Raw genomic sequence first — 23,036 nt, 5'->3', positions numbered from 1 at the left:
AACGCCAAATTCAAGCAAAGCAAGTTCGTATCTTGATGTGATTCACTTTAGAGATCGAGGTAGCAATCGGCCAATCAACGATACGAGAAACGCAGTTGAAATGCCGAAGCACAGAATACCCGTGACACCTCCAAAAGCGCCAAAAACTCTGAAGCCAACGGGCAAGACCACATCGCCGTATCCTACAGTGGTATATGTAACGAGCGAAAAATATAGTGCATTGTAGAGGTGCTCAAATGCGCCCATGTAAATCAGGACGTAGGCCCACAGCCATACTTGCACTGTATGTGACCCCACGATCATTCCAAACGCTGAGCCGGTCAGGATCGCGGTGCGCATGAAGCGTCCTTTATGGGTGATCCATTGGCCGATCTTTTCTAACGCTTCGACCATAAACGCTAAGAGGCCGACATGAATGATAGCGCAAGCGCTCAAAACGATGGTACCCCAAAGCAATTGCTGCGGTTGGCTCATGGCAAATAAGTCCGGTGTCATGGCGCTCTTTCATTGTGGGGCAGGTTTGTATTGGTGCCCTAAATCTTGCAAGCAGAGTCGGACCGCTACATTGTTTCGACGCAGTGCCTGCGAAACGCCCGTTTGAGCATATCAAGTTCGGCGCGCAGCAGGTCAATTTCCGCCCGCAAATCATCCGCCAAGGCTTCGCCTGCAATAAAGCTTAGGGAATTCAGGCGTTCGCCAGTTGCCTTGTTTGTTACAATGATTGTCTGTACGCCATCAGAGAGGCTTTCTTTTGGAACAGGAAAACGCAAACGCCAGGTTCCAGGTGCGTCCGACAATGCGACTTCGCAGCCGTCCACATCATCTCCAAGGTATGTGACTTCCACCTGCGGATCGGGGCCTGTATCACCCTTATAGGTGAGTGCTCCTTCCCACATGCCTTCAAAAAGACGGGTCTTTGTCAGCGTTAGTTCGCTCATGAGAATGTCCTTTTTAGCTTGGTTTAGAATTCAGCGCGTGGGCGGCGTGAGAAGGTCACGTCTCGTAGCACCACTTGGTTCATCTCGGGACCTTCGAAAATTAAGTCGATCCACATTTTTTCAACCCGCTTTTCATTGAGGTTTGAGTAGGCAAGATCAAATTCTACGCGAATGTCCTCAGCTTTTAGCGGCAGTTCTCGCACGATTTGTTCGGTGTTGGGACCATGTCGAATATTCAAGCGTGCGAAGATTTCGAGAGGTTTTTCCATCTCTACGATTGTGTCCATCCGCACCACATGTTCGCGGCGCAGACCCGCCACGGCCTCTGGTGGCATGTCGATCACCAAAGAAAGGAATGAACCGTCAAATCTGAACACGTCCATGCGCAGCCCAAATGGGGCGAGGTCTTTTTCCCGCCGGTTTCGCAGTTGCCGGAGCGTAAGCTCGGAAATACGGCAATCGTGAAACAAGGTAACTTCATCACCAAGCATCTCTTTGTTTTCAACCGCAGCATGTCCTTTCGAGGGGATTGGTTCACGCCAAAGGTTTGGGCGCCATGACCAATCAGTACCATGTGGTTTGGGAAAGGCGTTTGATCCAATGATAGGGAGAGCCAAACGACTCTCCGCAACAGAAATCACGGTGTCCAAGTGTTGGCGCAAAGCGCGTGCTCTTCGACGCTGTCGACGCAACGTTGCCAAATCTTGTTGCGAGGCTTTTCGAGCATTGCGCGCCCAGTACCGCGACAAGCCGGATTGAAAGACCTGCTGAAGAAAGCGTGTGCTTCGTGCCATTGCGCCTATGAGATCCTGCCGATTGTTTCCATGTGCGAAACGATAACCGTCCCGATTTTCTATTATTTACCCAATTGGTTGCGATGAGACAAACGCCCTTTTTCGTGATTTCAACTTTGGAACGGATGCGTTGTTGGATATCTTTGATAGATGTCTTCGCCGCACCCGCAATTCAGATCGTTGCACGGTGTCGGCAACGGTTCAAAAACAGGGGTGGCTACGATTGTCCCTGATTGCATTTCTTGGCCCAGCATCCTATTTCATCGGGGATTAGAAGCCAAAGGACCGAGCTCACATGAACTGGATCACCAACTACGTTCGCCCGCGGATCAACTCGATCTTTTCCCGCCGAGAGGTGCCGGACAACCTTTGGACCAAATGTAATGAGTGCGGTACAATGTTGTTCCACCGAGAACTCAAGGGAAACCAGAACGTTTGCACACAGTGTGGGCACCATATGGCCATCACTGCGAGGGATCGTTTTGAAGCGTTGTTTGATGGTGGTGTGTTTTTAGAAGTTGATGTGCCAGAACCGGTTGCAGACCCGCTACAATTTCGGGATCAGAAAAAATACCCAGAACGCATGAAGGCCGCGCAAAAAAAGAACGGCGAGAAAGAGGCAATGCTGGTTGCAGAAGGAGAGATCGGTCGCACTCCAATCATCGCCGCATGCCAAGATTTCGCTTTCATGGGCGGCTCTATGGGCATGTACGTGGGCAATGCGATCATTGCCGCTGCTGAACGCGCTGTCGCGTTGAAGCGTCCATTGGTGCTCTTTTCCGCTGCTGGCGGAGCGCGCATGCAGGAGGGCATTCTGTCGCTGATGCAAATGCCGCGGACGACAGTTGCAGTTCAAATGCTGAAAGAGGCCGGGTTGCCATATATAGTCGTGCTTACCCACCCGACTACCGGAGGCGTGACTGCGTCATACGCGATGCTCGGTGATGTGCAAATTTCCGAACCCAATGCTTTGATTTGTTTTGCCGGGCCGCGCGTGATTCAGCAGACCATCGGTGAGCAGTTGCCAGAAGGTTTTCAGCGCGCAGAATATCTGTTGGATCATGGCATGTTGGATCGTGTGACCAAACGTACAGAACTTAAAGACGAGCTGGTGACGATTATTCGCATGCTTATGGACATGCCTCCTGCGGTTAAGGGGGATTTGCCCGCACCAGAGAAGGTTGAAAGTTCGCCAACACCTGAAATCAGCACCGATGCGGAAACTTAGTACGCCATAGTTTGGTGACGAATTTTGACTCTCGGTTGGTTATCGGGAGAACGTCTAGAATTGGACGCCTAACAATCGTTGCGGAGCATTCTTATGACCTACCCCCAAGGAACATCTGACGCGATTTTGGAGCGGATGCTGGCTCTTCATCCAAAGATCATTGACCTCACTTTGGATCGTATGTGGCGGCTTTTGAATGCACTGGACCAACCTCAAAAAAAGTTACCCTCCGTAATCCATCTGGCTGGTACAAATGGCAAGGGCAGCACGCAGGCAATGATCCGCGCTGGCCTTGAAGTCGCAGGAAAACGTGTGCACGCATATACAAGTCCGCATCTGGCGCGGTTCCACGAGCGAATTCGTTTGGCCGGAGAACTGATTGCTGAGGACGAACTTTCTGCAATTTTGGATGAGTGTTGGGATGCCAACAACCGAGAAAACATCACATACTTCGAAATCACCACCTGCGCTGCATTGTTGGCGTTCTCACGTGTGGCAGCCGATTACACCTTGCTGGAGGTCGGGCTTGGAGGAAGGCTGGATGCAACAAATGTGATTGAGGACCCGGAACTGACAATTATCACTCCGGTGTCGATTGATCACGAACAATTCCTTGGCGACACAGTTTCAAAGATTGCCGCAGAAAAAGCCGGGATTATCAAACGCGGGGTTCCTGTTGTGGTTGGACCGCAGTCTGATGCGGCATTGGAGGTTATCGAAGCCACAGCCGACCGATTGGGCGCTCCTGTACTTGCATACGGCCAACACTGGCACGTTCATAGGGAATTTGGCCGCTTGGTGTTCCAAGATGATAATGGTCTGTTAGATTTACCGTTGCCCGCACTGCCGGGGGCGCACCAGATCCAGAACGCGGGTGCAGCCATAGCTGCTTTGCGGTTCTTGGGGTGTTCAGCTGAGGATTGCGAAGGCGCGATGCGCACTGTGGAATGGCCCGCGCGAATGCAGCGACTGCGCCGTGGTCCTTTGTTGGACGCTGCTCCGGCCGCCGAGGTTTGGTTGGATGGCGGGCACAATGCAGCAGCTGGCGAGGCTTTGGCTGCCTTAGTTTCAGAAATGCCGCAGAAGCCCACGCACCTCATTTGTGGAATGCTTAACACGAAAGATACCTCAAGCTATCTGACACCGCTTTCTCAGGTTGCAGAAAGCCTTCACGCTGTTTCAATCCCTGGAGAAGCCAATACGCTACCCGCAGCCGAAACTGCGCAGCATGCACGCGCAGTGGGTCTCACTGCACATATTGCTCCGTCAGTTACCGACGCAATTTCGGAAATCTCAGGCTCCACACCGGACTCACGTGTCGTGATTTGCGGATCGCTATATTTGGCAGGTTCAATACTGAAAGATCATGCCTGAGTTTCAAGCTGGTCGAGACTTTATCTGATTTCTTTCTCAATTTTGCTTCGCGTATCCGAATCATCTGGTTGACTGATTCGAATCAGCAAACTTATACTTGAGGTGACTCTCGAGACGGATGGTTTCTAGCGCTGTCTGTAAGGGACTTTGTGACAGGCAGGCAGGCAGGAAAAATGGGGGGCTCGATGCCCCCCTTATAAATATCTTGAGGCCATCAGTTTCTAGCCCAAAACTTAACGGGATACGTTTCGAGAGCAATGTCTGACTGGAGAGTGGTTCGCCCTGAAGTGCGTGATAGGGGTTGCAATCAAAAAAGTGACCCGCACTGTCGTGATACAGATAGGAGACAGCATGCATACAGTAACTACGTTTCCGTTTGAAACGACCGAGACGCCACACATCTGGATTCCGATGCCTGACGGTGTCAGATTATCGGCCCGTATTTGGCGGCCCGTCACCGACAAGGCGGTCCCAGCAATTCTAGAGTTTCTACCATATCGCAAACGCGATTGCACCTCAGAGAGAGATGCACTGACGCATCCCTATCTGGCCGGACATGGGTATGTTTGCATTCGTGTTGATATGCGTGGCTGTGGTGACAGCGAAGGGTTGTTTGACGACGAGTACTCTCCGCAGGAAATGGCAGATTGTATCGCCGTCATAGAGTGGTTGGCGGCTCAGTCTTGGTGTTCAGGTGACGTGGGCATGATGGGTATTAGCTGGGGTGGTTTTAATGGGCTGCAAGTCGCAGCCCTTGCGCCAGAGCCTTTGAAAGCAGTGGTTAGCATATGTTCCACGGTCGACAGGTTTGCTGATGACATTCACTACAAAGGTGGTGCGATGTTAGGAGAAAACGTTGCTTGGGCGGCCACAGTTCTCGCATGGTTCGCATTGCCTCCGGACCCACAAGTTGTCGGAGAACGCTGGCGCGAAATGTGGTTTGCAAGGCTGGAGAACACTCCCTTTCTTGCGGAAAGATGGGTCAAGCACCAGAGCCGCAATGCGTATTGGCAACATGGGAGCGTTTGCGAGGATTTTAGCGCAATCAAAGCCGCGGTGCTGAGTGTAGGCGGTTGGCACGATGGCTACCGCAACACGGTCGGGCACTTGGTCGACAATTTAGAAGCTCCGGTGCATGGGCTGATCGGGCCGTGGAACCATAAATATCCTCATTTCGCAGTCCCTGCGCCTCGGATCGACTTTCTGGGTGAAATGCTCCGATGGTGGGACAGGTGGTTGAAAGGTGAGAAAAATGATGTCGAGAACTTACCGATCATGCGCCGCTGGCTTATGGACAGCGTGCCTCCGCAGCCCGACTATGAGGTGCGGCCCGGACAGTGGATTGGGGATGATAGGAGTGCAGTGCAGGCGCCCTTAGAAAAATGGCATTTGGTAGGGCGGGATCTGGTTTTGTCTGAAGGTGCAGCGGCGCGTACCATCCACCCGGCCCTGTTTTGTGGTCAGGCAGCAGGCGAATACTTCCCGCATGGCGGCGCTGCAGAGCTTCCTGATGACCAACGGGTCGATGATGCTCTTTCATGCTGTTTTGAATTGGGTCAACTGCACTCCGCAAAGGATATTGTCGGTGCCCCTAAGTTGCGCATTCAGGTCATCTCGGACACGCCAAAGGCTCAAATTGCTGTCCGTTTGTGTGATGTGCACCCCGACGGAAAGAGCACACTGATCACGCATGGCTTTTTGAATCTGAGGCATCGGGAGGGCTTTGAGCGTTTTAAAGATTTGCCGGCAGGGCAGGTCGTCCCAGCGACGATTCAATTTGATCATTGTGCCTATCGAGTCCCGGCTGGGCACTCTCTTAGAGTCGCTCTGTCGTCCAGCTATTGGCCCTACATTTGGCCAGAGGCGGAGCTTACAACGCTGCGCCTCGAAAGTGGCGTGTTGGAACTACCGGTGCGGAGTGAAAGCAGCCAGTATTCTGTTGCTTTTGATGAACCTCGCTCCGCCCCGCCTGTGAAAACCGAGCAGTTGAAAGCGGCCAGTCGCCATAGGAATTTGATCCGGAGCCAGGTCGGTGCAGGCTTGGTGTTAGATGTGGAAGACGACACGGGGGAAGTGAGAGACCCCAATACTGGCTTGACGATGAGATCGAGGTTGCGCGAGCGATTTTCGATTAATGAAAATGATCCCTGCTCTGCAGAAAGTCATTTCGTTTGGCTTAGAACGATGCAGCGAGATGGCTGGCGCATCAAAGTTGAGGCAGAAATAAAGATGCGTACCGACGGTGAGAACTTCCTAATTTCGTCAGGTCTCAAGACATTTGAAAATGATAAAGAGATTTTTGAGAAGACATGGGAAAGCTCAGTCGCGCGGCAATAATCCATATTCCCTGCAACAAAAAAAGCCCGCAACTGAATGCGGGCTTTTTCTTTCTCGGCTTGATGAATTTATCGAACGACAAACACTGATTGGGTTGCGTGCCGAGCAATACGTGCAGCGTTAGGGCCTATAAGATAGTCCTTCAGATGGGACTTGTGCGCGCCAACAAAGATGGCGTCTGCGCCGACTTTGCCAGCTTCTTGAAGCACCAAGTCATAGATTGTCCCTTGATCCACATGCAGCCGTACATTGGGCAGTTCTTTCAGGGTCTGATGCGCCCAACTTTCCAAAGCGTTTTTGGCTTCTTTAAGGATGGCCTTATTGTGATCTTGGCTAAAGAAAGATCCTACAATTGACATGCCGTAGTCCGGCACAACGTTCATCACGTGTAAGTCTGCACCATTTGCCACCGCCATTTGCTTGGCGGCAGCAGCCGGACGCTCTGAGCCCTTTAAGTCGTTCACATCCACTGTCAGCAAAAGAGTCTTAAACATGGTCTCTACTCCCTAAAACGCAGGTTGTGTCGCGCGACGGCTCTGAATGAACATTAGTCCGGCGAGCAAAAGCAGGGCTGGTATGAAAAAGAGCTCCTTTGGTAAACGCTCGTTTTCCACCTGTACCTGAGAGATCACCACGGGCTGGTCACCATAGTAGTCGTACTCAGTGCCCAATTGACCGAAGTAAGGCGTGCCGGGAAACGGTTCTTCCAGAAGCAGTTTACCTTCTTCTTCCAACACAGCCAGGCCATTATCTGACATGGCAGCACTTGGATCGCCGCCCGGGTACACCATCGTCACCGTTGTTCTTCGATTTTCGCCCGTATCGAAATCCGGACCTTCCACCATGAAGCGGATCAATGCGCCTTCGGGTTGGGTGCCGACGATTTGCACCGCTTCGGGGCCAGTGGCCGTTTTGTACTTTTCGGAAACTTGGTCCAAAAAGAAATCTGGCCTGAACAACATAAACGCGATGAAAAGCAACGCAGCACTTTCCCAACGTTTTGACTTCGCTATGAAGTAGCCTTGGGTTGCCGCTGCGAAAATCAACATGGCAATAAGCGCCACAAAGAATACCATGACTGCTTTTCCAAGGCTGACGTCTATCAGCAAGAGATCGGTATTGAAGATAAACATGAATGGGAGAAGCGCTGTTCGGATGTCATAGGCAAAGCCCTGAACGCCGGTTTTGATCGGATCTCCGCGTGAGATCGCTGCTGCGGCGTAGGCTGCTAAGCCCACCGGCGGAGTGTCGTCCGCGAGAATACCGAAGTAAAACACGAACATATGCACAGCGATCAAAGGAACGACTAGACCGGCCTGTGCACCCACACCAACTATTACTGGGGCCATTAGAGAGCTCACCACAATGTAGTTTGCTGTTGTTGGAAGCCCCATTCCTAGGATCAGGCTGAGAACGGCAACCAACAGTAGAAGGACAATCAGGTTGCCACCTGAGATCACTTCGATTACCTGCCCGATGACTTGGTGCGCGCCGGTGAGGCTGATGGTACCCACAATTATACCGGCAGCACCCGTCGCGACACCAATCCCGATCATGTTGCGCGCGCCCATGATCAAGCCTTGGACAAAGTCCTGCCAACCGACAGAAAACGCGGTATTGAGCGCAGTTTCGCCGCGGAAGAACGCTTTGATTGGTCTGTGTGTCACCGCAACGACAATCATGAAAATCGTTGCCCAGAATGCGGAAAGTGCGGGCGATAGCCTATCGAGGGACTCTGTTTTCACCATCAAATTCCATACGAGTATGAAAATCGGCAAAGCGTAGTATGCGCCGCCCAAAAGTGTTGGAGTCAGCCGAGGAGCTTCAAGTGGTGCGTTAGGATCGTCCATTGCCACATCTGGATACTTTGACGCCACAAACAGAAGGCCAATGTACATGGCCGCGACGAGGGCAACCGCAATATAGATGCTGTCACCCACAATAGGTTCCAGAACGCTGCGAATGCCGATCATCAGGAAGGTCAGTGCCCCCAGTGCGATAAATCCAGTTAGAAACAAAACCAAAATCATTATCGGGCCGATATGACGGCCCGCTTTCTTGAGGCCCTGCATTTGCATCTTCAATGCCTCAAGGTGCACAATATAGAGCAGTGCGATGTAGGAAATGACGGCAGGTAAGAAGGCATGCTTGACCACATCAATGTAAGGAATATTGACGTACTCAACCATTAAGAAGGCCGCTGCGCCCATGACTGGTGGTGTCAGCTGACCATTGGTTGAGGAGGCCACCTCTACTGCGCCAGCCTTTTCGGCAGGGAACCCAATGCGCTTCATCAGTGGGATGGTAAATGTCCCTGTGGTCACGGTGTTTGCGATAGAGCTGCCCGAGATCATGCCCGTCATCATAGAACTGAGTACGGAGGCTTTAGCTGGTCCACCGCGCAGAGCGCCCAATAAGGCAATCGCAACCTTGATAAACCAGTTGCCGCCACCTGCGCGGTCAAGCAGTGCACCAAACAACACGAACAGGAAGATCATGGATGTGGAAACGCCAAGAGCGACGCCAAACACACCCTCGGTTTGCATCCAGTAGTGACCAAGCGCCTTAGAAAGCGACGCACCACCGTAGTTGGTGATTTCGCGGACCCATTCGGAATAACCACCAAAAAAAGCAAAGGCGACAAACGCTCCAGCGATAATAACCAAAGGCAACCCAAGAGCCCGGTAAACGCAGATCATCAACACAACCATGCCAATCGCGGACATGATGATATCTGTGTTGGTCCATAGCCCGGGCCGATCTGCAATTTGGTAGCGGAAGAAAACGAGGTAGAGGCAAGCGCTGACCCCCAAAGCCAACAGTCCCCAATCATAAAGTGGGATGCGGTCTCGTGGGGAAGTACGGAACATTGGGAAGGCGAAAATTGCCAGTGACATTGCAAATGCAAGGTGGATATATCGCGCTTGACCCACCACGTTTGCAAAGTCGGAAATCCCTGTGAGCTGGGCCATCATGCCCGGCAATTTTGAAGCTATATAGAGCTGAAAAAGCGACCAGATAATACAAATCGCAATAATGAGCTTGCCTTGAAAACCGGTAGCATTACGCGCCCCGGTATCGACTTCTGCTACCATTGCGTCTGCGGCTACGGCGCCATCGTGCTGATGATCTTGAGCCATTTTTGTCCCCGTTGAACCAATGTTACAAATGCGCCCACCAAATGGGGGCGCATCCGAATGACGTATTGTGTGGCTTAGCGCTTACTTGAGGCCAAGTTCCATATAGGCTTTTTCGGCACCGGGATGCAGCGGCGCACTCAGGCCATCGTTTACCATTTCTGCAGGATCCAGATTTGCAAATGCCGGGTGAAGCTTGCGGAAGTCTTCGATGTTTTCCATCACGGATTTAGCGACGACGTAGACAACATCTTCTGAGATTTTTGCAGATGTTACAAAGGTCGCGCCAACGCCAAAAGTGGTGATGTCGCCATCGGTGCCTTTGTACATCCCGCCAGGAATAGTTGTGACACGGTAGAAGGAGTTATCGGCGACCAGCTTGTCGATTTCTGCACCAGTCACGTTCACCAAGTTGGCATCACAGGTGGTGGTTGCTTCTTTGATCGCCGCGGCAGGGTGACCGATAGTGTAAATCATCGCATCGATGTTGCCGTCACACAGCTGCTTTGCCATCTCGGAGCCCTTGAACTCGGTTGCGAGTGCAAAGTCGTCCATTGAGAAGCCATATGCGTCCATGACCACTTCCATTGTGGCTCGTTGACCAGAACCCGGGTTGCCAACGTTGACACGTTTGCCTTTCAGGTCAGCAAAGCTGTTCACGCCTGCATCAGACCTTGCGATTACAGTGAATGGTTCAGGGTGCACTGAGAACACCGCACGCACTTCTGGGAACGGATTGTCAGCGAATTTTGAAGTGCCATTGTAAGCGTGATACTGCCAGTCAGACTGCGCGACTCCGAATTCAAGTTCGCCAGCTTTGATGGTGTTGATGTTATACACCGAACCACCAGTAGACTCCACTGCGCAACGGATGCCGTGTTCTTTACGGCCTTTGTTGACCAAACGGCAAATCGCCCCGCCAGTTGGATAATATACGCCGGTAACGCCGCCGGTACCGATCGAGACAAACTCTTGCGCTGAAGCGCCAGCAGAAAAGCTCATAGAGGCAACAATGGCGGCCCCCGCCAGTTTCAGTTTCGAAATCATCTTAGGCTCCCTAGTTGATGATAGTGTGTAGTTTTGTTTTTACTTAGTCGGTCCAAAAATCGCCGAGGCATTTGTTTTGCGCCTCTACATCGCGGATACGCTCGCTGGCCAACTCGCCAGTTTGCGCTACCAGCATGGCTACCATTGTTTCCATCAAGGTCAAAGTTGCAGTGTAGGACGAAAAAAATTGTGGACTTTCTGATGGAACAATAAAGGGGAATTTTGCGTGTTTGATAGCAGGACAGGCATGACTGTCGCTGATGACGATGACAGAAGCTCCTCGTTTGCTTGCTGCCTCTGCAGCAAGCATTGCGCGCGACGCGTAAGGCGCTTTGGTCACAATTAGAAGGACGTCTTGCGGCTTCATAGATGCAAGAGATGCTCCGAGCGAGGCTCCCATCCGGCCAGCCAGTGTCCAATTGGTGCTAAAATAGTTTGCCAAATAAGCCATGTATTCGACGATTCCGGTGGATCCAAAGGCTCCAAAAAGAACCACTGATCGGGCATCAGCCATTGCGCCAACCGCACTCTGCAATCGGGAACGGTCGAGCTCTTCGCACATTTTTGAGATGTTGTGCATACAGGCTGCGGATTGCTGCTCCAGTATCGACGAAGTTGCGTTGGCATCTTTTTTTAGACGGTCAGCCCGTTCTGAAAAGGAGAGCCCGTGCCCGCTCACTGTAGTTCGGCATAGCTCACGCAAGTCTTCATAGCTTTCAAACCCCAAAACTCTGGCCAAGCGGGACAACGTGGCAGGGGAAACTCCACTTGAAGAAGAAACGGATCGCAAAGAGCGTGCTGCCACATCGATTTGATTGGCTACGACGAAATCTGCCGCTTCTCTCAACTTGGCGCTCAGGTCGGCATAGTTTTCTGCAACTCGCTCTTGAAGATGGCTAGCTGTGTTCACGAATCCCTCCACTTGACACAAATTATCCATTTGTTTTAGTTCGTGTCAATATGTGAAACGTTTGTTTCAGTGTCGCATTGATTCTTTGATGTTGCTGAAGAGGAAACTGACAATGATTGGTCAATCAACATCAGATGCACCGCCTGCATTTGGCGAAATCCCTATAAAGATCACTTCTGCTCCAAACGGCGCTCGTCGAGGGTCAAAGGACCATCCAGCTCTTCCAGTTACAATTGTCGAATTGGTGCAAACAGCAAAGGCTTGTTTCAACGCCGGCGCGGACGAAATTCATCTGCACGTCAGGGATGATCAAGGCGTTCATACATTGGATCCAGGGCGATACCGTGAAGCCATTTCCGCGATCCATGAAAGTGTTCCAGAGATGGCTATTCAAGTCACAACCGAAGCCGCTGGTCTTTTTGAAGTACCCGATCAACTGCATACCTTACGTGTCTTGGTTCCCAAAGCAGCAAGCATTTCGGTGCGCGAAATCGCAAGAGATACTCATTTGGCGCATGCCGTCTACGGGTTGACAAGAGAAGCAGGTATCCACGTGCAACATATTTTATACGACGCACAGGACGCTGCACAATTGAGCGTTTGGCAAAAGGCCGGTCTCATTGATCGAGATGGCTGTGACGTGCTTTTGGTGTTGGGCCAATACGCTCCGCCGAGAGTGGCGCAGGTTGAAGAGTTGCCCCCTTTTCTCAAAGCGGCATTGCCGCTGTGCGAGAGCTGGATGATCTGCGCTTTTGGCCATACGGAGCATGAGGTCGCCAAATCCGCAATGGCTCTAGGTGGGAACATCCGTATTGGCTTTGAAAACAATTTTTATCGCCCTGACGGCGAGTTGGCTTTGGACAACGCGGAGAACATCTTTCGCGCTGTAGAAGCTGCTAAAAGTTTAGCCCGTCCCCTTTTCAGAAGGTAGCCTCAAAGTGAGCAACATATTTCCGAGACATTGCAAGAAGACCCTTCCTGTTGTTGCCAGAGGGGAAGGTCCTTTCCTGTTTGATCAAAGCGGCAAGGCATACTTTGACGGTTCCGGTGGCGCGGCAGTTTCATGTCTCGGGCACTCTGACTCGGCAGTGATAAGTGCAATCAAAGATCAAGTGGACGCGGTAGCCTTTGCCCATACGGGATTTTTTTCCTCGGCGCCTGCGGAGGCACTGTCGCAAAAATTGGTGTCTCATGCTCCAAAGGGATTAGATCGCGTTTATCTGGTCTCTGGCGGGTCAGAGGCAATGGAGAGTGCATTGAAGCTTGCACGTCAATTTGCATTGGAGAAGGGAGAGGCAGACAGAAGACACGTAATCGCCCGACGGCAGAGTTACCATGGCAATACGTTGGGAGCCTTGGCGACCGGTGGCAACATGTGGCGGCGCGAGCCGTTCGCACCGATGTTGATGGACACGCACCACATTTCCCCGTGTTACGCCTATCGGGAAAAAACGGACCAGGAGAGTGCGTGGGAGTATGGACAGCGCGTGGCACTAGAGTTGGAACAGAAGATCGAGTCCCTTGGGGCTGAGAACGTTTTAGCATTTGTTGCGGAGCCAGTTGTTGGCGCAACTTTAGGGGCTGTTCCCGCGGTGGAAGGGTACTTCAAGACGATCAGGCATATATGTGATAAGTACGGTGTTCTTCTTATCCTTGATGAAGTTATGTGTGGTATGGGGCGCACCGGAACGCTGTTTGCATGTGAACAAGATGGCGTAGAGCCTGACATATGTGCCGTGGCCAAAGGGTTGGGAGCGGGATATCAGCCTGTGGGCGCAATGCTGTGTACATCAGAGATTTATGACGCCATTCGTGATGGCTCCGGTTTCTTCCAACATGGCCACACCTACAATGGTCATCCAACGGCAGCTGCAGCAGCGTTAGCCGTTCTGACACGTCTGACAGACGATGGCGTGGCAGAGCGCGTAGCACCTATGGGAGCCAAACTGAAGGCGGCTCTTACCGACCAATTTGGAGCACATCCTTTTGTGGGGGATATACGCGGCCGCGGTCTGTTTCTGGCACTGGAATTGGTCGCCGACAGGGCAACCAAAAAACCGTTTGACCCCGAACTTGGATTACCCGCAAAATTAAAGGCCGCAGCGTTTGACGCAGGGCTGATCTGCTACCCAATGGGTGGCACAATTGACGGAAAATCCGGCGCGCACCTCCTGCTCGCACCGCCTTTTATCATGGAAGATACCCATATCGATCTCATTTGTGATGCGGTCAAGTGCGCCTTTCAAGACGTATTGCCGACATAAAAACATCGCTACTTCAGGAAGGGCTTAGCCTGCATACTTGGAGGAATTTCAGCCCCTAACTGTGACAAAATGGTTGGCGCCAATTGCAATTGGTTCAGCTCAGTGTTCGCCGACAAACCCTCAGAGTCCCCGAAGTAGTAGAGTGCAAAGTCCTGTTGAATTGCACTATGGCCTCCATGGTGACCACGCGCGTCCTGACCATGGTCCGCAGTCACAATGACCTCAAATCCCATCGCGCGCCATTTCATGATGAAGCGGGCAAGCATCTCATCCATCACGAAGCAAGCATGATCCATTTCATGGCTCTCGTGCTGAAAACGGTGGCCCATGCTGTCAAGCGTGCATGTGTGGAGAAGCCCGTAGTTCAAATTATGTCTGACGCAGAGGCTTGTGAGCGTCGCAAACAAATCAATGTCTGATGGGGTCATCTGGTTCGCAGTGCCGTATCCCGTCATTGTGTGAAAGCGGCCATGGTTGATTGTGTCGCTTTCGGGCTCATCGTATTCGATGTCACGGACATACTCAAAAGGGTGGCGGTTGAAAAACTCGGACCAAAAAGAATGTGCCACAGCTCCGGTCACACCGCCCGCTTTGCACACCTGTGAAAATACATCCGGTTGTTTGAGACGGAAGACATTCCCGTTTCCGGTACAGCCGTGTTCCTGCGGCGTCACGCCTGTATGAATAGATGCGTAGCAACTTGCAGAGGTTGAAGGCAAGACCGAACGCATTTTCCATTTTTGTGCGGTGCCATCAGCAACCCATCCTTCAAGGTTGCCAAACAATCGTTCCCAATTGCGCCAAGGTACACCGTCCAAAATGATGAGCAGTAATTTCGGGGTCATTTTTCATTCCTTGTGACGCAGAAACGCCACCCAATGCTACGACGCTTCAAATTCATTGAATTAAAAAAGACGGCATCAATATGGCGCCGTCTTTTTGTTCAATTGGACGTGAGCAAGCGAGATGCTGTCAATTGCCAGCGCTTTCCATTTTGCGGCTGGCGATAACTTCTTCTAGCCAGCCCAGTTTCATTTCCGGAACAGAGCTAAGCAGGAGGTCGGTATAATCGTCGTACGGAGGGCTTAGCACATCGGTTTTGCCACCGTAACGAACCACTTCGCCCCGGTACATCACGGAAATAGAATCCGCTATGGCCCTTACGGTTGCCAAATCATGAGTGATAAATAGATAAGCCACGTCCTCAATCTTCTGTAAGTCCAGAAGCAATTTCAAAATGCCATCTGCCACAAGGGGGTCCAGAGCGCTCGTGACTTCGTCGCAGATGATCATCTTTGGCTTTGCAGCCAGTGCCCTGGCAATACAAACACGCTGTTTTTGACCACCAGACAGCTCTGCTGGGTAGCGATCAATGAAACCCTCTCCCATCTCGATTTCATTCAGAAGCTCCTCAATCCGTTTGCGCTTCTCTGCGCCACGAAGACCAAAGTAAAACTCCAGCGGCCGACCAATGATCGTACCAACGGTCTGGCGTGGGTTCATCGCAACATCTGCCATTTGATAGATCATTTGCAACTCGCGCAGATCTTCACGAGATCGACCATCTAGGCTTTTGGAGAGATCACGTCCGGCAAAATGGATGTTCCCTTTGCTTTGTGGAAGGAGACCTGTGATCACGCGTGCAAGGGTTGATTTCCCAGAACCACTTTCACCAACAACGGCAAGTGTCTGCCCAGCATGCAGCTCCACATTGATGTTCTTGAGAACGTCAAAATTTGTGCCTTTGTAGCGTGCAGTGATGTTTTCGACTTTCAGCACAGGCTCAGATGTTGGCGTTTTTTCCTCATGATCAATTGATCGAACCGACACCAAAGCTCTGGTGTACTCTTCTTGCGGCGAATTGATAATTTGATCTACAGAGCCATACTCTACCATGTCTCCCATCTTAAGTACCAAGATATCATCGCTCACTTGGGCCACTACAGCTAGGTCATGTGTGATGTATAAAGCTGCTACGCCAGTGTCCCGAATGGCTTCTTTGATAGCCATAAGGACGTCGATTTGGGTAGTCACGTCGAGTGCTGTGGTGGGCTCGTCAAAAACGACCAAATCAGGTTCAGGGCAAAGCGCCAAGGCGGTCATGCACCGTTGCAGTTGCCCACCGGACACTTGGTGCGGATAGCGGTTACCTATTGTCTCAGGATCAGGTAGGCCGAGCTTTCGAAAGAGCTCTATGGCACGAGCTTCGGCTGCGCGCTTAGAGAATTTACCTTGTAAGATCGCAGCTTCGACCACTTGATCCATGATTTTTTTGGCCGGGTTGAAAGATGCGGCGGCAGATTGGCTGACATATGTAACCTCTCCGCCTCGAAGTTTGCGGATATCTGAATGGCCCGTTTGGAGAATATCTCTACCATTCACCCAGACTTCGCCCCCGGTGATTTTTACGCCCCCACGACCATAAGCCATTGAAGCCAATCCGATAGTGGATTTGCCGGCGCCAGATTCCCCAATTAGTCCAAGAACCTGACCTTTCTGAAGGTCAAAGCTCACGCCGTGCACAATTTCAATATCGTGTGGTTTTTCGCCAGGCGGGTAAACAGTTGCGCCGATTTTTAGGTCGCGAACTTTGAGAAGTGCTTCGCTCATCCGCGGCCTCCTTTCAATGAGGTGGTGCGGTTCAAAACCCAATCAGCCACAAGGTTTACAGAAATGGCAAGTATGGCGATGGTGAGTGCTGGATATAGCGCTGCGCCAATGCCATAGGTCAAACCTTCGGAATTCTCACGGACCATGCCGCCAAGATCTGCCGCAGGTGGCTGGATGCCGAGTCCTAAGAATGACAAGGTTGAGATGAAGAGTACCATAAAGATGAAACGTAGTCCCATCTCAGCTACGAGTGGCGACAACGCGTTGGGTAGAATTTCACGGAAAATGATCCAAATACGTCCTTCGCCCCGTAGCTTGGCGGCTTCCACGTAGTCCATTACATTGATATCTACCGCCACAGCGCGGGCCAAACGGTAGACACGTGTGGCGTCCAAAAGGCCCATTATGAGAATAAGCACGCCTATTGTGACTGGCGTCACCGAAAGGATGACCAGTGCAAGGATCAGTGACGGAATCGACATCACAAGATCGACAAAGCGTGATAAGGCCTGATCGACCCAACCACCAACAACAGCGGCCAGGAAGCCCAAAACAGAGCCGGTTATGAAGCTCAGCAAGGTGGCCAAAGTGGCAATCCAAATTGTTGTTCGCAAGCCGAAGATCATTCGACTCAGTAGATCTCGGCCGATGCTGTCTGTGCCAAGCAGGTGTTCCGAGCTCGACGGGTCCCAGAAGCTATTTGAGACAACTTCATCATATCCATAGGGTGCGATTAGTGGTGCGAAAATTGCCAGCAGAAACAGTGTAGCTGTTGCTCCCAGCCCCAAAAACGCAGCAATGGGAATGTTCTTTAACATTGTTTTTTCCCTTACTTCGGATGTCTGATGCGTGGGTTTGCCAAGATCGAAACGATGTCAGCGATCATGTTGAGCCCGATGTAGATTGCAGCAAATATGACACCGCACGCTTGTACTACGGGGATATCGCGTTTGGTCACGTGATCCACCAAGTAGCCGCCCATGCCCGGGTAACTGAAGACAATTTCGACAACAACGACCCCAACCACCAGATAAGCAAGGTTGAGCATCACCACGTTTACCACCGGAGAAATTGCATTCGGGAACGCGTGTTTACGGATTACAGTAAAACTGCTTAGACCCTTCAATTCAGCGGTTTCGATATAGGCAGACTGCATCACATTCAAAATTGCGGCGCGGGTCATACGCATCATGTGAGCGAGGACCACAAGAGTCAGAACCATGATCGGAAGCGCGACCGAATTGAGCCGTGTCAACAAGTCTGCCTCAGGCCGATACCCCACAGCGGTTGGCGGAAACCATGCCAGTTTCACGCCGATGATAAACATCAGAATGTAACCGATAACGAATTCGGGCATCGAAATAGTTGTCAACGTTGTAGCAGAGATAAGCTTGTCAGGTAGCCGTTCGCGAAAACGTACAGCAAGCAAACCTAAAAAAATCGCAAAAGGCACAGCAATGACTGCGGCCCAAAAAGCGAGGAAAAGTGTGTTTTCTAACCGCTGTCCGATCGCTTGATTGATGTTTTGCCCAGATGTGAGTGCGGTGCCGAGATCGCCAGTCACCAAGCCCCCAAGCCAGTCTAGATATCGTTCTATCGGGGGGGTGTTGACACCGAGCTCTTCGCGTAAGTTCGCCAAAGCTTCAGGTGTCGCGGATTGCCCCAGGATCTGCTGGGCGACGTCTCCAGGTAAGATCATCGTGCCTGCGAAAATCAGGATCGAGACGAAGAACAGGAGAAGCAGACCCAGCGCGATGCGCTGGGTCAGTAGTTTTACAAGGAGCGACATATCAGCCTGTCACCCACATACGCGTAGCTGCGTAGCCGTTCATAACAGAGAAACCAGAGACGCCTTCGACCCATCCGCCAAGGCGATCACTATAAGCGTCCACCCAATCGTTGAACATAGGACAGATCAAACCCGATTGGTTGTGAACCAGTGTCGCCATATCGGCATACATCTGCGTGCGTTTCGCCAGATCCAGTTCACCCCTAGCGGCGATCAAAAGCTGATCGAACTGATCGTTCTTGAAGCGAGTGTCGTTCCAGTCGGCGCTTGACAGGTACGCGGTGCTGAACATCTGGTCTTGGGTGGAACGGCCACCCCAATAGCTGGTGCAGAATGGCTTGTTGTTCCAGACTTCAGACCAGTAACCATCGTTCGGTTCACGTTTGATTTCCAGTTCGATGCCTGCTGCTTTCAAAGATTGTTGCAGCAGCGCGGCTGCATCAGGTGCGCCCGGGAACGAGTTATCAGACGTGCGGAGAAGAATGGAACCGGAATGGCCAGACTTCTTAAAGTGTTCTGCGGCTTTTTCGGGGTCGTACTGACGCTGCTCCAACTGGCTGAACATCGGATATGCCGCGTTGATTGGAGAGTCGTTGCCAACCGAACCATAGCCGAAGAGGATCTTGTCGACCATTTCTTCACGGTCAATACCATATTTCAGAGCCATCATTAGATCTGGATTGTCAAAAGGCGCAGTGTCTGTGTGCCCAATAAATACATAGTGGCCAGGACCGGCGGTTGATGCCACTGTGATGCCGGGTGCGCGCGCTACGAGACCTGCTGTACGTGGTGGAACCCGGTCGATGATGTCGACTTGTCCTGATTGCAGCGCAGCGACGCGAGCTGTGTTGTCGTTGATAACCAAGAGTTCAATGGTTTCGGCGTTGCCTAGATCACCCCAGTAATTTGGGTTTTTCTCGGCGACAAACCGAACACCCATATCAATTGCTTTCATGACGTAGGGGCCGGTGCCGATTGCGGCATCAGGGGCGTCCTTGCCGCCATTCGGCTGAATCGCCAAGTGGTAGTCTGTCATCAAGTAAGGCAGATCAGCGTTCGCATTACCAAGTTCAATGACCACATTGCTGCCGTCGACACGTATATCTTTGATGTCTCGCAACAGGCCAAGAGCACCCGATTTGGTTTCTTCTCCGGAGTGGCGCTCCAGAGTGGCTGCAACGTCTGCGGCGGTCACGCTCTGGCCATTGGAGAATGTGATGCCACTACGGACGGTGAAGGTCCAGGTCTTGGCGTCAGCCGAAGCTTCGAAGCTCTCAGCGACTTTACCTTGCAGGCCACCATCGTCAGTGAGCTCTACGAGTGGCTCGCCCCAAAGTCGGATGACGTTTACTGCGACTGTGTTTGCCGCCAGCGCTGGATCCAGACTGTCAGTTGTCGAGCCACCTTGCAGACCAATCCGCAAAGTACCGCCCTTCTGCGCACCAGCAGCATGTACCGCGCTCGAAAGCATCGTGCTTGCGGCTGCTGCGGAGACACCCAATGCCCCAGCGCGACCAAGGAACTTACGGCGGGACAAGCTGCCCAAAGCGGTTTGTCGGCTCAAGTACTTCAGTTCGTCATTCATCAGGATACTCCCATGTTGGTTTTGTAGTTTTTTTCACATGCTGCGGTTCGTGAGCGTCACAAAGCAAGAAAAAATTTGAACGAGCGAACAAGTTTCTTTTTTCCTCAGTCGAACGCCACAACGTGTTGACCAATTTGTCCATAAAGCGTCGTGTCGCGCTTTGAAACCGACATTTTTGTCGCTTTTGTATGATCCGTAACCAGATTGGGTTTTTGCGATACGTAGTTTTGGACGCGCTTTTTTCTTAATTCGGAGCGACTGACGTAGCGGCAACTCTATGAGAATTTCGTCACCGACTCACGCAAAAAGAACGATTGTTGGCGTGAAGCCGACTTGGCGGCTTGTCTTCCTGCTTTGTAGAAAGACTGGCGAGGTTGATTTATTCAGCCGCAGCGCGACCTCGAGCACCATTTAGGAGCGCAGCCAATTCTGGCTTGCAGGAACCGCAATTGGTTCCTGCTGAGAGTGCTTTGCCGATTGCTTGGACAGACAATAAATCTTGCGTTCGAATAGCGTCCAAAATGGTGTTGGCGCCAATGTTAAAACATGCACATACCGTTGGGCCCGGATCTGGTTGGTCCACGCTGGGCCTTCCGTGCAATGCACCGGGTCTGTTTGTTCCGATCAACGAGGTTGTAAACTCGCGCGATACAGACACTGGTCGATCACTGGTATACAGTGCACCAATCAATTGACCTCCAGTATGCAGTGCGACACGTGCATGGTTTTTGGCCGCGTCCAAAACGCTCGACACGTCAGCGTCTGGTGCATCAAAGGCGTCACGCGCGAAAGTTTCCCAGCACTTTGGAACTGTGTCGTGAGCGATCTCGATTTGCCATCCGGTAGTTGTCTGGGACTTCGCCCAGTAGCTTGTGCTTGGCGATAACTCTTTATGAGACACCAGAAGACCATACCATTTTGGAGCGAACGGGCGTATCGCGACTTTTGCAGCTTTGCTGTCAGGTTGGCCAGAAACTGGATCGGTCGCAGGCGCAACCACATCTGAAATCCGTGCGTTCGACGCATGTTGTGCGGTCCAGTGAATCGGTGCAAAAACATCCCCTACCAATACGCGATCCGTAACGAGAACCCTTAAAACATTTCTGCCGAATGTATTTTCGACAACTGCCAGATCAGCGGGGCGGAGCCCCAACGACATCGCGTCCTCCGGATGAATCTCGAGGAACGGTTCGCCATAGTGCTGGTTTAAACGGGCCGATTTTGCAGTCCGAGACATCGTGTGCCATTGATCGCGCACACGTCCCGTATTCAATCTGAATGGGGTGTTCGTTTCGTGGATCGTTGTTTCCGGTTGCGAAACAGAAAGCATATTTGCGCGTCCGCTAGACGTGAAGAACTCACCGTCGGCAAAAAATCGATCTTTGGTTCTTCCGTTTGCAGATACTGGCCATCTCGTGGGCGTGAAACTCTCATAGTCTTCATCTGAAACGCCGGCGAGACCAGAGATATCGAAGTCTTTTCCTTGGTCAGATGCAAGGCCAGACAACGCGGCATGTTCGCGGAAAATTTGGGCTGGTGAGTCAAAGTCAAACCCGTTTTCAAACCCGAGCCTTTTGGCGACATCACAAATGATTTGCCAATCGTGACGCGCCTCGCCCGGAGGCGTAAGAAACGCCCGTTGGCGACTGATTGTCCGGTCTGAATTCGTGACGGTACCTGTCTTTTCACCCCAACCTGTAGCGGGTAGCACCACATCAGCCAATTTGGCAGTGTCCGTACTCGCGAACATGTCGGATACTACCACAAAATCGCAATTCGAAATCGCTTTACGCACAAAGGCCGCATCGGGCATGCTCACCGCAGGATTGGTGCACATCACCCACAGAGCCTTGATCTTTCCCTCATTTACCGCTTGGAACAGATCAACAGCCTTCAGGCCTGCGTTCTTTGGAATTGTTGGTGATTGCCAAAACCCCTGAACCAGATCTCGGTGCCCTTCATTTTCGATGTCCAAATGGCTTGCCAGCATGTTTGCTAGGCCCCCGACTTCACGACCTCCCATCGCGTTTGGCTGTCCGGTAACAGAAAATGGCCCCATCCCAGGTTTCCCTATGCGCCCGGTTGCCAAATGGCAGTTGATAATGCTGTTAACTTTGTCGGTGCCGTGATCGGATTGATTGACGCCTTGACTAAAAACCGTGACCACCTTCTCACTGGCGAGCCACAATGAAACGAAGGCGCGTGTTTCCTCGTCTGAAAGTCCTGTGACAGCAACATCTGTGGAACTGGCCGTGTCCAAAGCAGCGTCAAAGCCTGATACATGTTCCCTTACAAAGAGGCTGTCTACGGCTCCGTGTTCATGTGCCTGCGCCAAAAGGTGGTTGAATAGCGCGATATCTGTTCCTGGACGTAGGGGTAAATGTAGGTCTGCTATGTCGCACGTCGCTGTGCGTCTAGGATCCACTACCACAACTTTCATTGATGGTCGGGTGGCCTTTGCAGCGGCGATGCGTTGATATAAAACAGGATGGCACCAAGCGAGGTTTGATCCTGTTAAAACAACTAAATCGGCTTGTTCAAGATCGTCGTAGTTGCCTGGTACGGTGTCGGTTCCAAAGGCTCGCTTGTGCCCCGCAACGGTGGAGGCCATACAAAGGCGAGAGTTTGTGTCGATGTTAGCAGTTCCAAGGTACCCTTTGATCAATTTGTTGGCGACATAGTAGTCCTCTGTGAGCAGTTGTCCGGAGACATAGAACGCGACGGAATCTGTGCCATATTCTGCGACGGCAGCACGGAATTTTTCGGCAACTAAGTCCAACGCGTTGTCCCAAGTGGCTGGGATGTGCCCAATCTGGGGAGTCAGCAATCGCCCTTCAAGGTTCGTTGTCTCTCCTAATGCCGAGCCTTTGGAACACAATCGCCCGAAGTTGGCGGGGTGTTTTCTGTCGCCTTCGACTTTGACTTCACCATTGACTTGTGGCGTAACAAGAACACCGCAACCGGTTCCGCAGTAAGGGCAAGTTGTAGAGATGGTTTTACTCATGCGGCAGTCCGATCATGCA

General features: G+C 51.8%; 18 protein-coding genes. 5 read left to right on the top strand and 13 right to left on the bottom strand.

Features of this window, described 5'->3' with window-relative positions:
* Positions 1-42: 42 nt before the first annotated feature.
* The 3 genes from ABWV47_RS08410 to ABWV47_RS08400 all read right to left on the bottom strand — a co-directional run bounded on the left by ABWV47_RS08410 (position 43) and on the right by ABWV47_RS08400 (position 1,732).
* The gene (locus ABWV47_RS08410) at positions 43-495 is read right to left on the bottom strand and encodes a potassium channel family protein (protein WP_353310682.1); all 453 of its coding nucleotides are present in this window, start codon (positions 493-495) and stop codon (positions 43-45) included.
* Positions 496-560: 65 nt separating this feature from the next.
* Positions 561-938 carry a hypothetical protein gene (locus ABWV47_RS08405; RefSeq protein WP_353310680.1) on the bottom strand — a complete coding sequence of 126 codons (378 nt, stop codon included), beginning with the start codon at positions 936-938 and terminating at the stop codon, positions 561-563.
* A gap of 23 nt (positions 939-961) precedes the next feature.
* Positions 962-1,732: a DUF6478 family protein gene (locus tag ABWV47_RS08400; protein WP_353310678.1), complete on the bottom strand. Its 771-nt coding sequence runs from the start codon at positions 1,730-1,732 to the stop codon at positions 962-964.
* Positions 1,733-2,027: 295 nt separating this feature from the next.
* On the opposite strand from ABWV47_RS08400, the gene accD reads away from it, so the two are divergent.
* The 3 genes from accD to ABWV47_RS08385 all read left to right on the top strand — a co-directional run bounded on the left by accD (position 2,028) and on the right by ABWV47_RS08385 (position 6,671).
* The gene (gene accD / locus ABWV47_RS08395; protein WP_353310676.1) at positions 2,028-2,960 is read left to right on the top strand and encodes an acetyl-CoA carboxylase, carboxyltransferase subunit beta; all 933 of its coding nucleotides are present in this window, start codon (positions 2,028-2,030) and stop codon (positions 2,958-2,960) included.
* A gap of 93 nt (positions 2,961-3,053) precedes the next feature.
* The gene (locus ABWV47_RS08390) at positions 3,054-4,334 is read left to right on the top strand and encodes a bifunctional folylpolyglutamate synthase/dihydrofolate synthase (protein WP_353310674.1); all 1,281 of its coding nucleotides are present in this window, start codon (positions 3,054-3,056) and stop codon (positions 4,332-4,334) included.
* 351 nt (positions 4,335-4,685) lie between these two features.
* Positions 4,686-6,671: a CocE/NonD family hydrolase gene (locus ABWV47_RS08385; protein WP_353310672.1), complete on the top strand. Its 1,986-nt coding sequence runs from the start codon at positions 4,686-4,688 to the stop codon at positions 6,669-6,671.
* A gap of 68 nt (positions 6,672-6,739) precedes the next feature.
* Here ABWV47_RS08385 and ABWV47_RS08380 read toward each other — a convergent pair whose 3' ends face one another.
* From ABWV47_RS08380 to ABWV47_RS08365, 4 genes are all read right to left on the bottom strand, one after another.
* On the bottom strand, positions 6,740-7,165 hold the full coding sequence (locus ABWV47_RS08380; protein ID WP_353310670.1) for a universal stress protein: 426 nt from the start codon (positions 7,163-7,165) through the stop codon (positions 6,740-6,742).
* A gap of 12 nt (positions 7,166-7,177) precedes the next feature.
* Entirely contained in the window at positions 7,178-9,811 is a 2,634-nt protein-coding gene (locus tag ABWV47_RS08375; RefSeq protein ID WP_353310668.1) for a TRAP transporter permease, read from the bottom strand.
* 81 nt (positions 9,812-9,892) lie between these two features.
* Positions 9,893-10,855, bottom strand: coding sequence for a TAXI family TRAP transporter solute-binding subunit (locus ABWV47_RS08370; RefSeq protein ID WP_353310666.1), 963 nt, complete (start codon positions 10,853-10,855; stop codon positions 9,893-9,895).
* 43 nt (positions 10,856-10,898) lie between these two features.
* Entirely contained in the window at positions 10,899-11,765 is an 867-nt protein-coding gene (locus ABWV47_RS08365) for a MurR/RpiR family transcriptional regulator (protein ID WP_353310664.1), read from the bottom strand.
* Positions 11,766-11,877: 112 nt separating this feature from the next.
* Between ABWV47_RS08365 and ABWV47_RS08360 the strand changes: the two genes are divergently transcribed.
* Both ABWV47_RS08360 and ABWV47_RS08355 read left to right on the top strand, forming a co-directional pair.
* Positions 11,878-12,696, top strand: coding sequence for a beta-keto acid cleavage family enzyme (locus ABWV47_RS08360; protein ID WP_353310662.1), 819 nt, complete (start codon positions 11,878-11,880; stop codon positions 12,694-12,696).
* A gap of 7 nt (positions 12,697-12,703) precedes the next feature.
* Positions 12,704-14,029 carry an aspartate aminotransferase family protein gene (locus ABWV47_RS08355; protein ID WP_353310660.1) on the top strand — a complete coding sequence of 442 codons (1,326 nt, stop codon included), beginning with the start codon at positions 12,704-12,706 and terminating at the stop codon, positions 14,027-14,029.
* 8 nt (positions 14,030-14,037) lie between these two features.
* On the opposite strand, the gene ABWV47_RS08350 is transcribed toward ABWV47_RS08355, so the two are convergent.
* The 6 genes from ABWV47_RS08350 to ABWV47_RS08325 form a co-directional block, all read right to left on the bottom strand.
* Positions 14,038-14,874 (bottom strand): alkaline phosphatase family protein, encoded by an 837-nt coding sequence (locus tag ABWV47_RS08350; protein ID WP_353310658.1) that lies wholly within the window; start codon positions 14,872-14,874, stop codon positions 14,038-14,040.
* Between the two features lie 127 nt (positions 14,875-15,001).
* Positions 15,002-16,639 (bottom strand): ABC transporter ATP-binding protein, encoded by a 1,638-nt coding sequence (locus ABWV47_RS08345; RefSeq protein ID WP_353310656.1) that lies wholly within the window; start codon positions 16,637-16,639, stop codon positions 15,002-15,004.
* Complete coding sequence (locus ABWV47_RS08340; protein ID WP_353310654.1) at positions 16,636-17,457, bottom strand: ABC transporter permease; 822 nt, start codon at positions 17,455-17,457, stop codon at positions 16,636-16,638. Before ABWV47_RS08340 ends, ABWV47_RS08345 begins: the two co-directional genes overlap by 4 nt.
* Before the next feature lie 11 nt (positions 17,458-17,468).
* The gene (locus tag ABWV47_RS08335; protein ID WP_353310652.1) at positions 17,469-18,428 is read right to left on the bottom strand and encodes an ABC transporter permease; all 960 of its coding nucleotides are present in this window, start codon (positions 18,426-18,428) and stop codon (positions 17,469-17,471) included.
* 1 nt (position 18,429) lies between these two features.
* Entirely contained in the window at positions 18,430-20,013 is a 1,584-nt protein-coding gene (locus tag ABWV47_RS08330; protein ID WP_353310650.1) for an ABC transporter substrate-binding protein, read from the bottom strand.
* A 379-nt stretch (positions 20,014-20,392) separates the two neighbouring features.
* Complete coding sequence (locus ABWV47_RS08325) at positions 20,393-23,017, bottom strand: molybdopterin-dependent oxidoreductase (RefSeq protein WP_353310648.1); 2,625 nt, start codon at positions 23,015-23,017, stop codon at positions 20,393-20,395.
* Between the last annotated feature and the right edge of the window lie 19 nt (positions 23,018-23,036).

Origin of the sequence: Shimia sp. NS0008-38b, from assembly GCF_040370365.1 — a bacterium.
Classification (GTDB): Bacteria; Pseudomonadota; Alphaproteobacteria; order Rhodobacterales; family Rhodobacteraceae; genus Shimia.
This window is presented reverse-complemented; position numbering and strand designations above follow the sequence as displayed.

What these genes read in the sequence shown, in the direction of transcription:
- ABWV47_RS08375 (WP_353310668.1), bottom strand. Translation starts at nt 9,811, where the DNA reads ATGGCTCAAGATCATCAGCACGATGGCGCCGTAGCCGCAGACGCAATG.
- ABWV47_RS08380 (WP_353310670.1), bottom strand. Translation starts at nt 7,165, where the DNA reads ATGTTTAAGACTCTTTTGCTGACAGTGGATGTGAACGACTTAAAGGGC.
- ABWV47_RS08340 (WP_353310654.1), bottom strand. Translation starts at nt 17,457, where the DNA reads ATGTTAAAGAACATTCCCATTGCTGCGTTTTTGGGGCTGGGAGCAACA.
- ABWV47_RS08370 (WP_353310666.1), bottom strand. Translation starts at nt 10,855, where the DNA reads ATGATTTCGAAACTGAAACTGGCGGGGGCCGCCATTGTTGCCTCTATG.
- ABWV47_RS08330 (WP_353310650.1), bottom strand. Translation starts at nt 20,013, where the DNA reads ATGAATGACGAACTGAAGTACTTGAGCCGACAAACCGCTTTGGGCAGC.
- ABWV47_RS08405 (WP_353310680.1), bottom strand. Translation starts at nt 938, where the DNA reads ATGAGCGAACTAACGCTGACAAAGACCCGTCTTTTTGAAGGCATGTGG.
- ABWV47_RS08360 (WP_353310662.1), top strand. Translation starts at nt 11,878, where the DNA reads ATGATTGGTCAATCAACATCAGATGCACCGCCTGCATTTGGCGAAATC.
- ABWV47_RS08410 (WP_353310682.1), bottom strand. Translation starts at nt 495, where the DNA reads ATGACACCGGACTTATTTGCCATGAGCCAACCGCAGCAATTGCTTTGG.
- accD (WP_353310676.1), top strand. Translation starts at nt 2,028, where the DNA reads ATGAACTGGATCACCAACTACGTTCGCCCGCGGATCAACTCGATCTTT.
- ABWV47_RS08325 (WP_353310648.1), bottom strand. Translation starts at nt 23,017, where the DNA reads ATGAGTAAAACCATCTCTACAACTTGCCCTTACTGCGGAACCGGTTGC.
- ABWV47_RS08390 (WP_353310674.1), top strand. Translation starts at nt 3,054, where the DNA reads ATGACCTACCCCCAAGGAACATCTGACGCGATTTTGGAGCGGATGCTG.
- ABWV47_RS08350 (WP_353310658.1), bottom strand. Translation starts at nt 14,874, where the DNA reads ATGACCCCGAAATTACTGCTCATCATTTTGGACGGTGTACCTTGGCGC.
- ABWV47_RS08385 (WP_353310672.1), top strand. Translation starts at nt 4,686, where the DNA reads ATGCATACAGTAACTACGTTTCCGTTTGAAACGACCGAGACGCCACAC.
- ABWV47_RS08400 (WP_353310678.1), bottom strand. Translation starts at nt 1,732, where the DNA reads ATGGCACGAAGCACACGCTTTCTTCAGCAGGTCTTTCAATCCGGCTTG.
- ABWV47_RS08335 (WP_353310652.1), bottom strand. Translation starts at nt 18,428, where the DNA reads ATGTCGCTCCTTGTAAAACTACTGACCCAGCGCATCGCGCTGGGTCTG.
- ABWV47_RS08345 (WP_353310656.1), bottom strand. Translation starts at nt 16,639, where the DNA reads ATGAGCGAAGCACTTCTCAAAGTTCGCGACCTAAAAATCGGCGCAACT.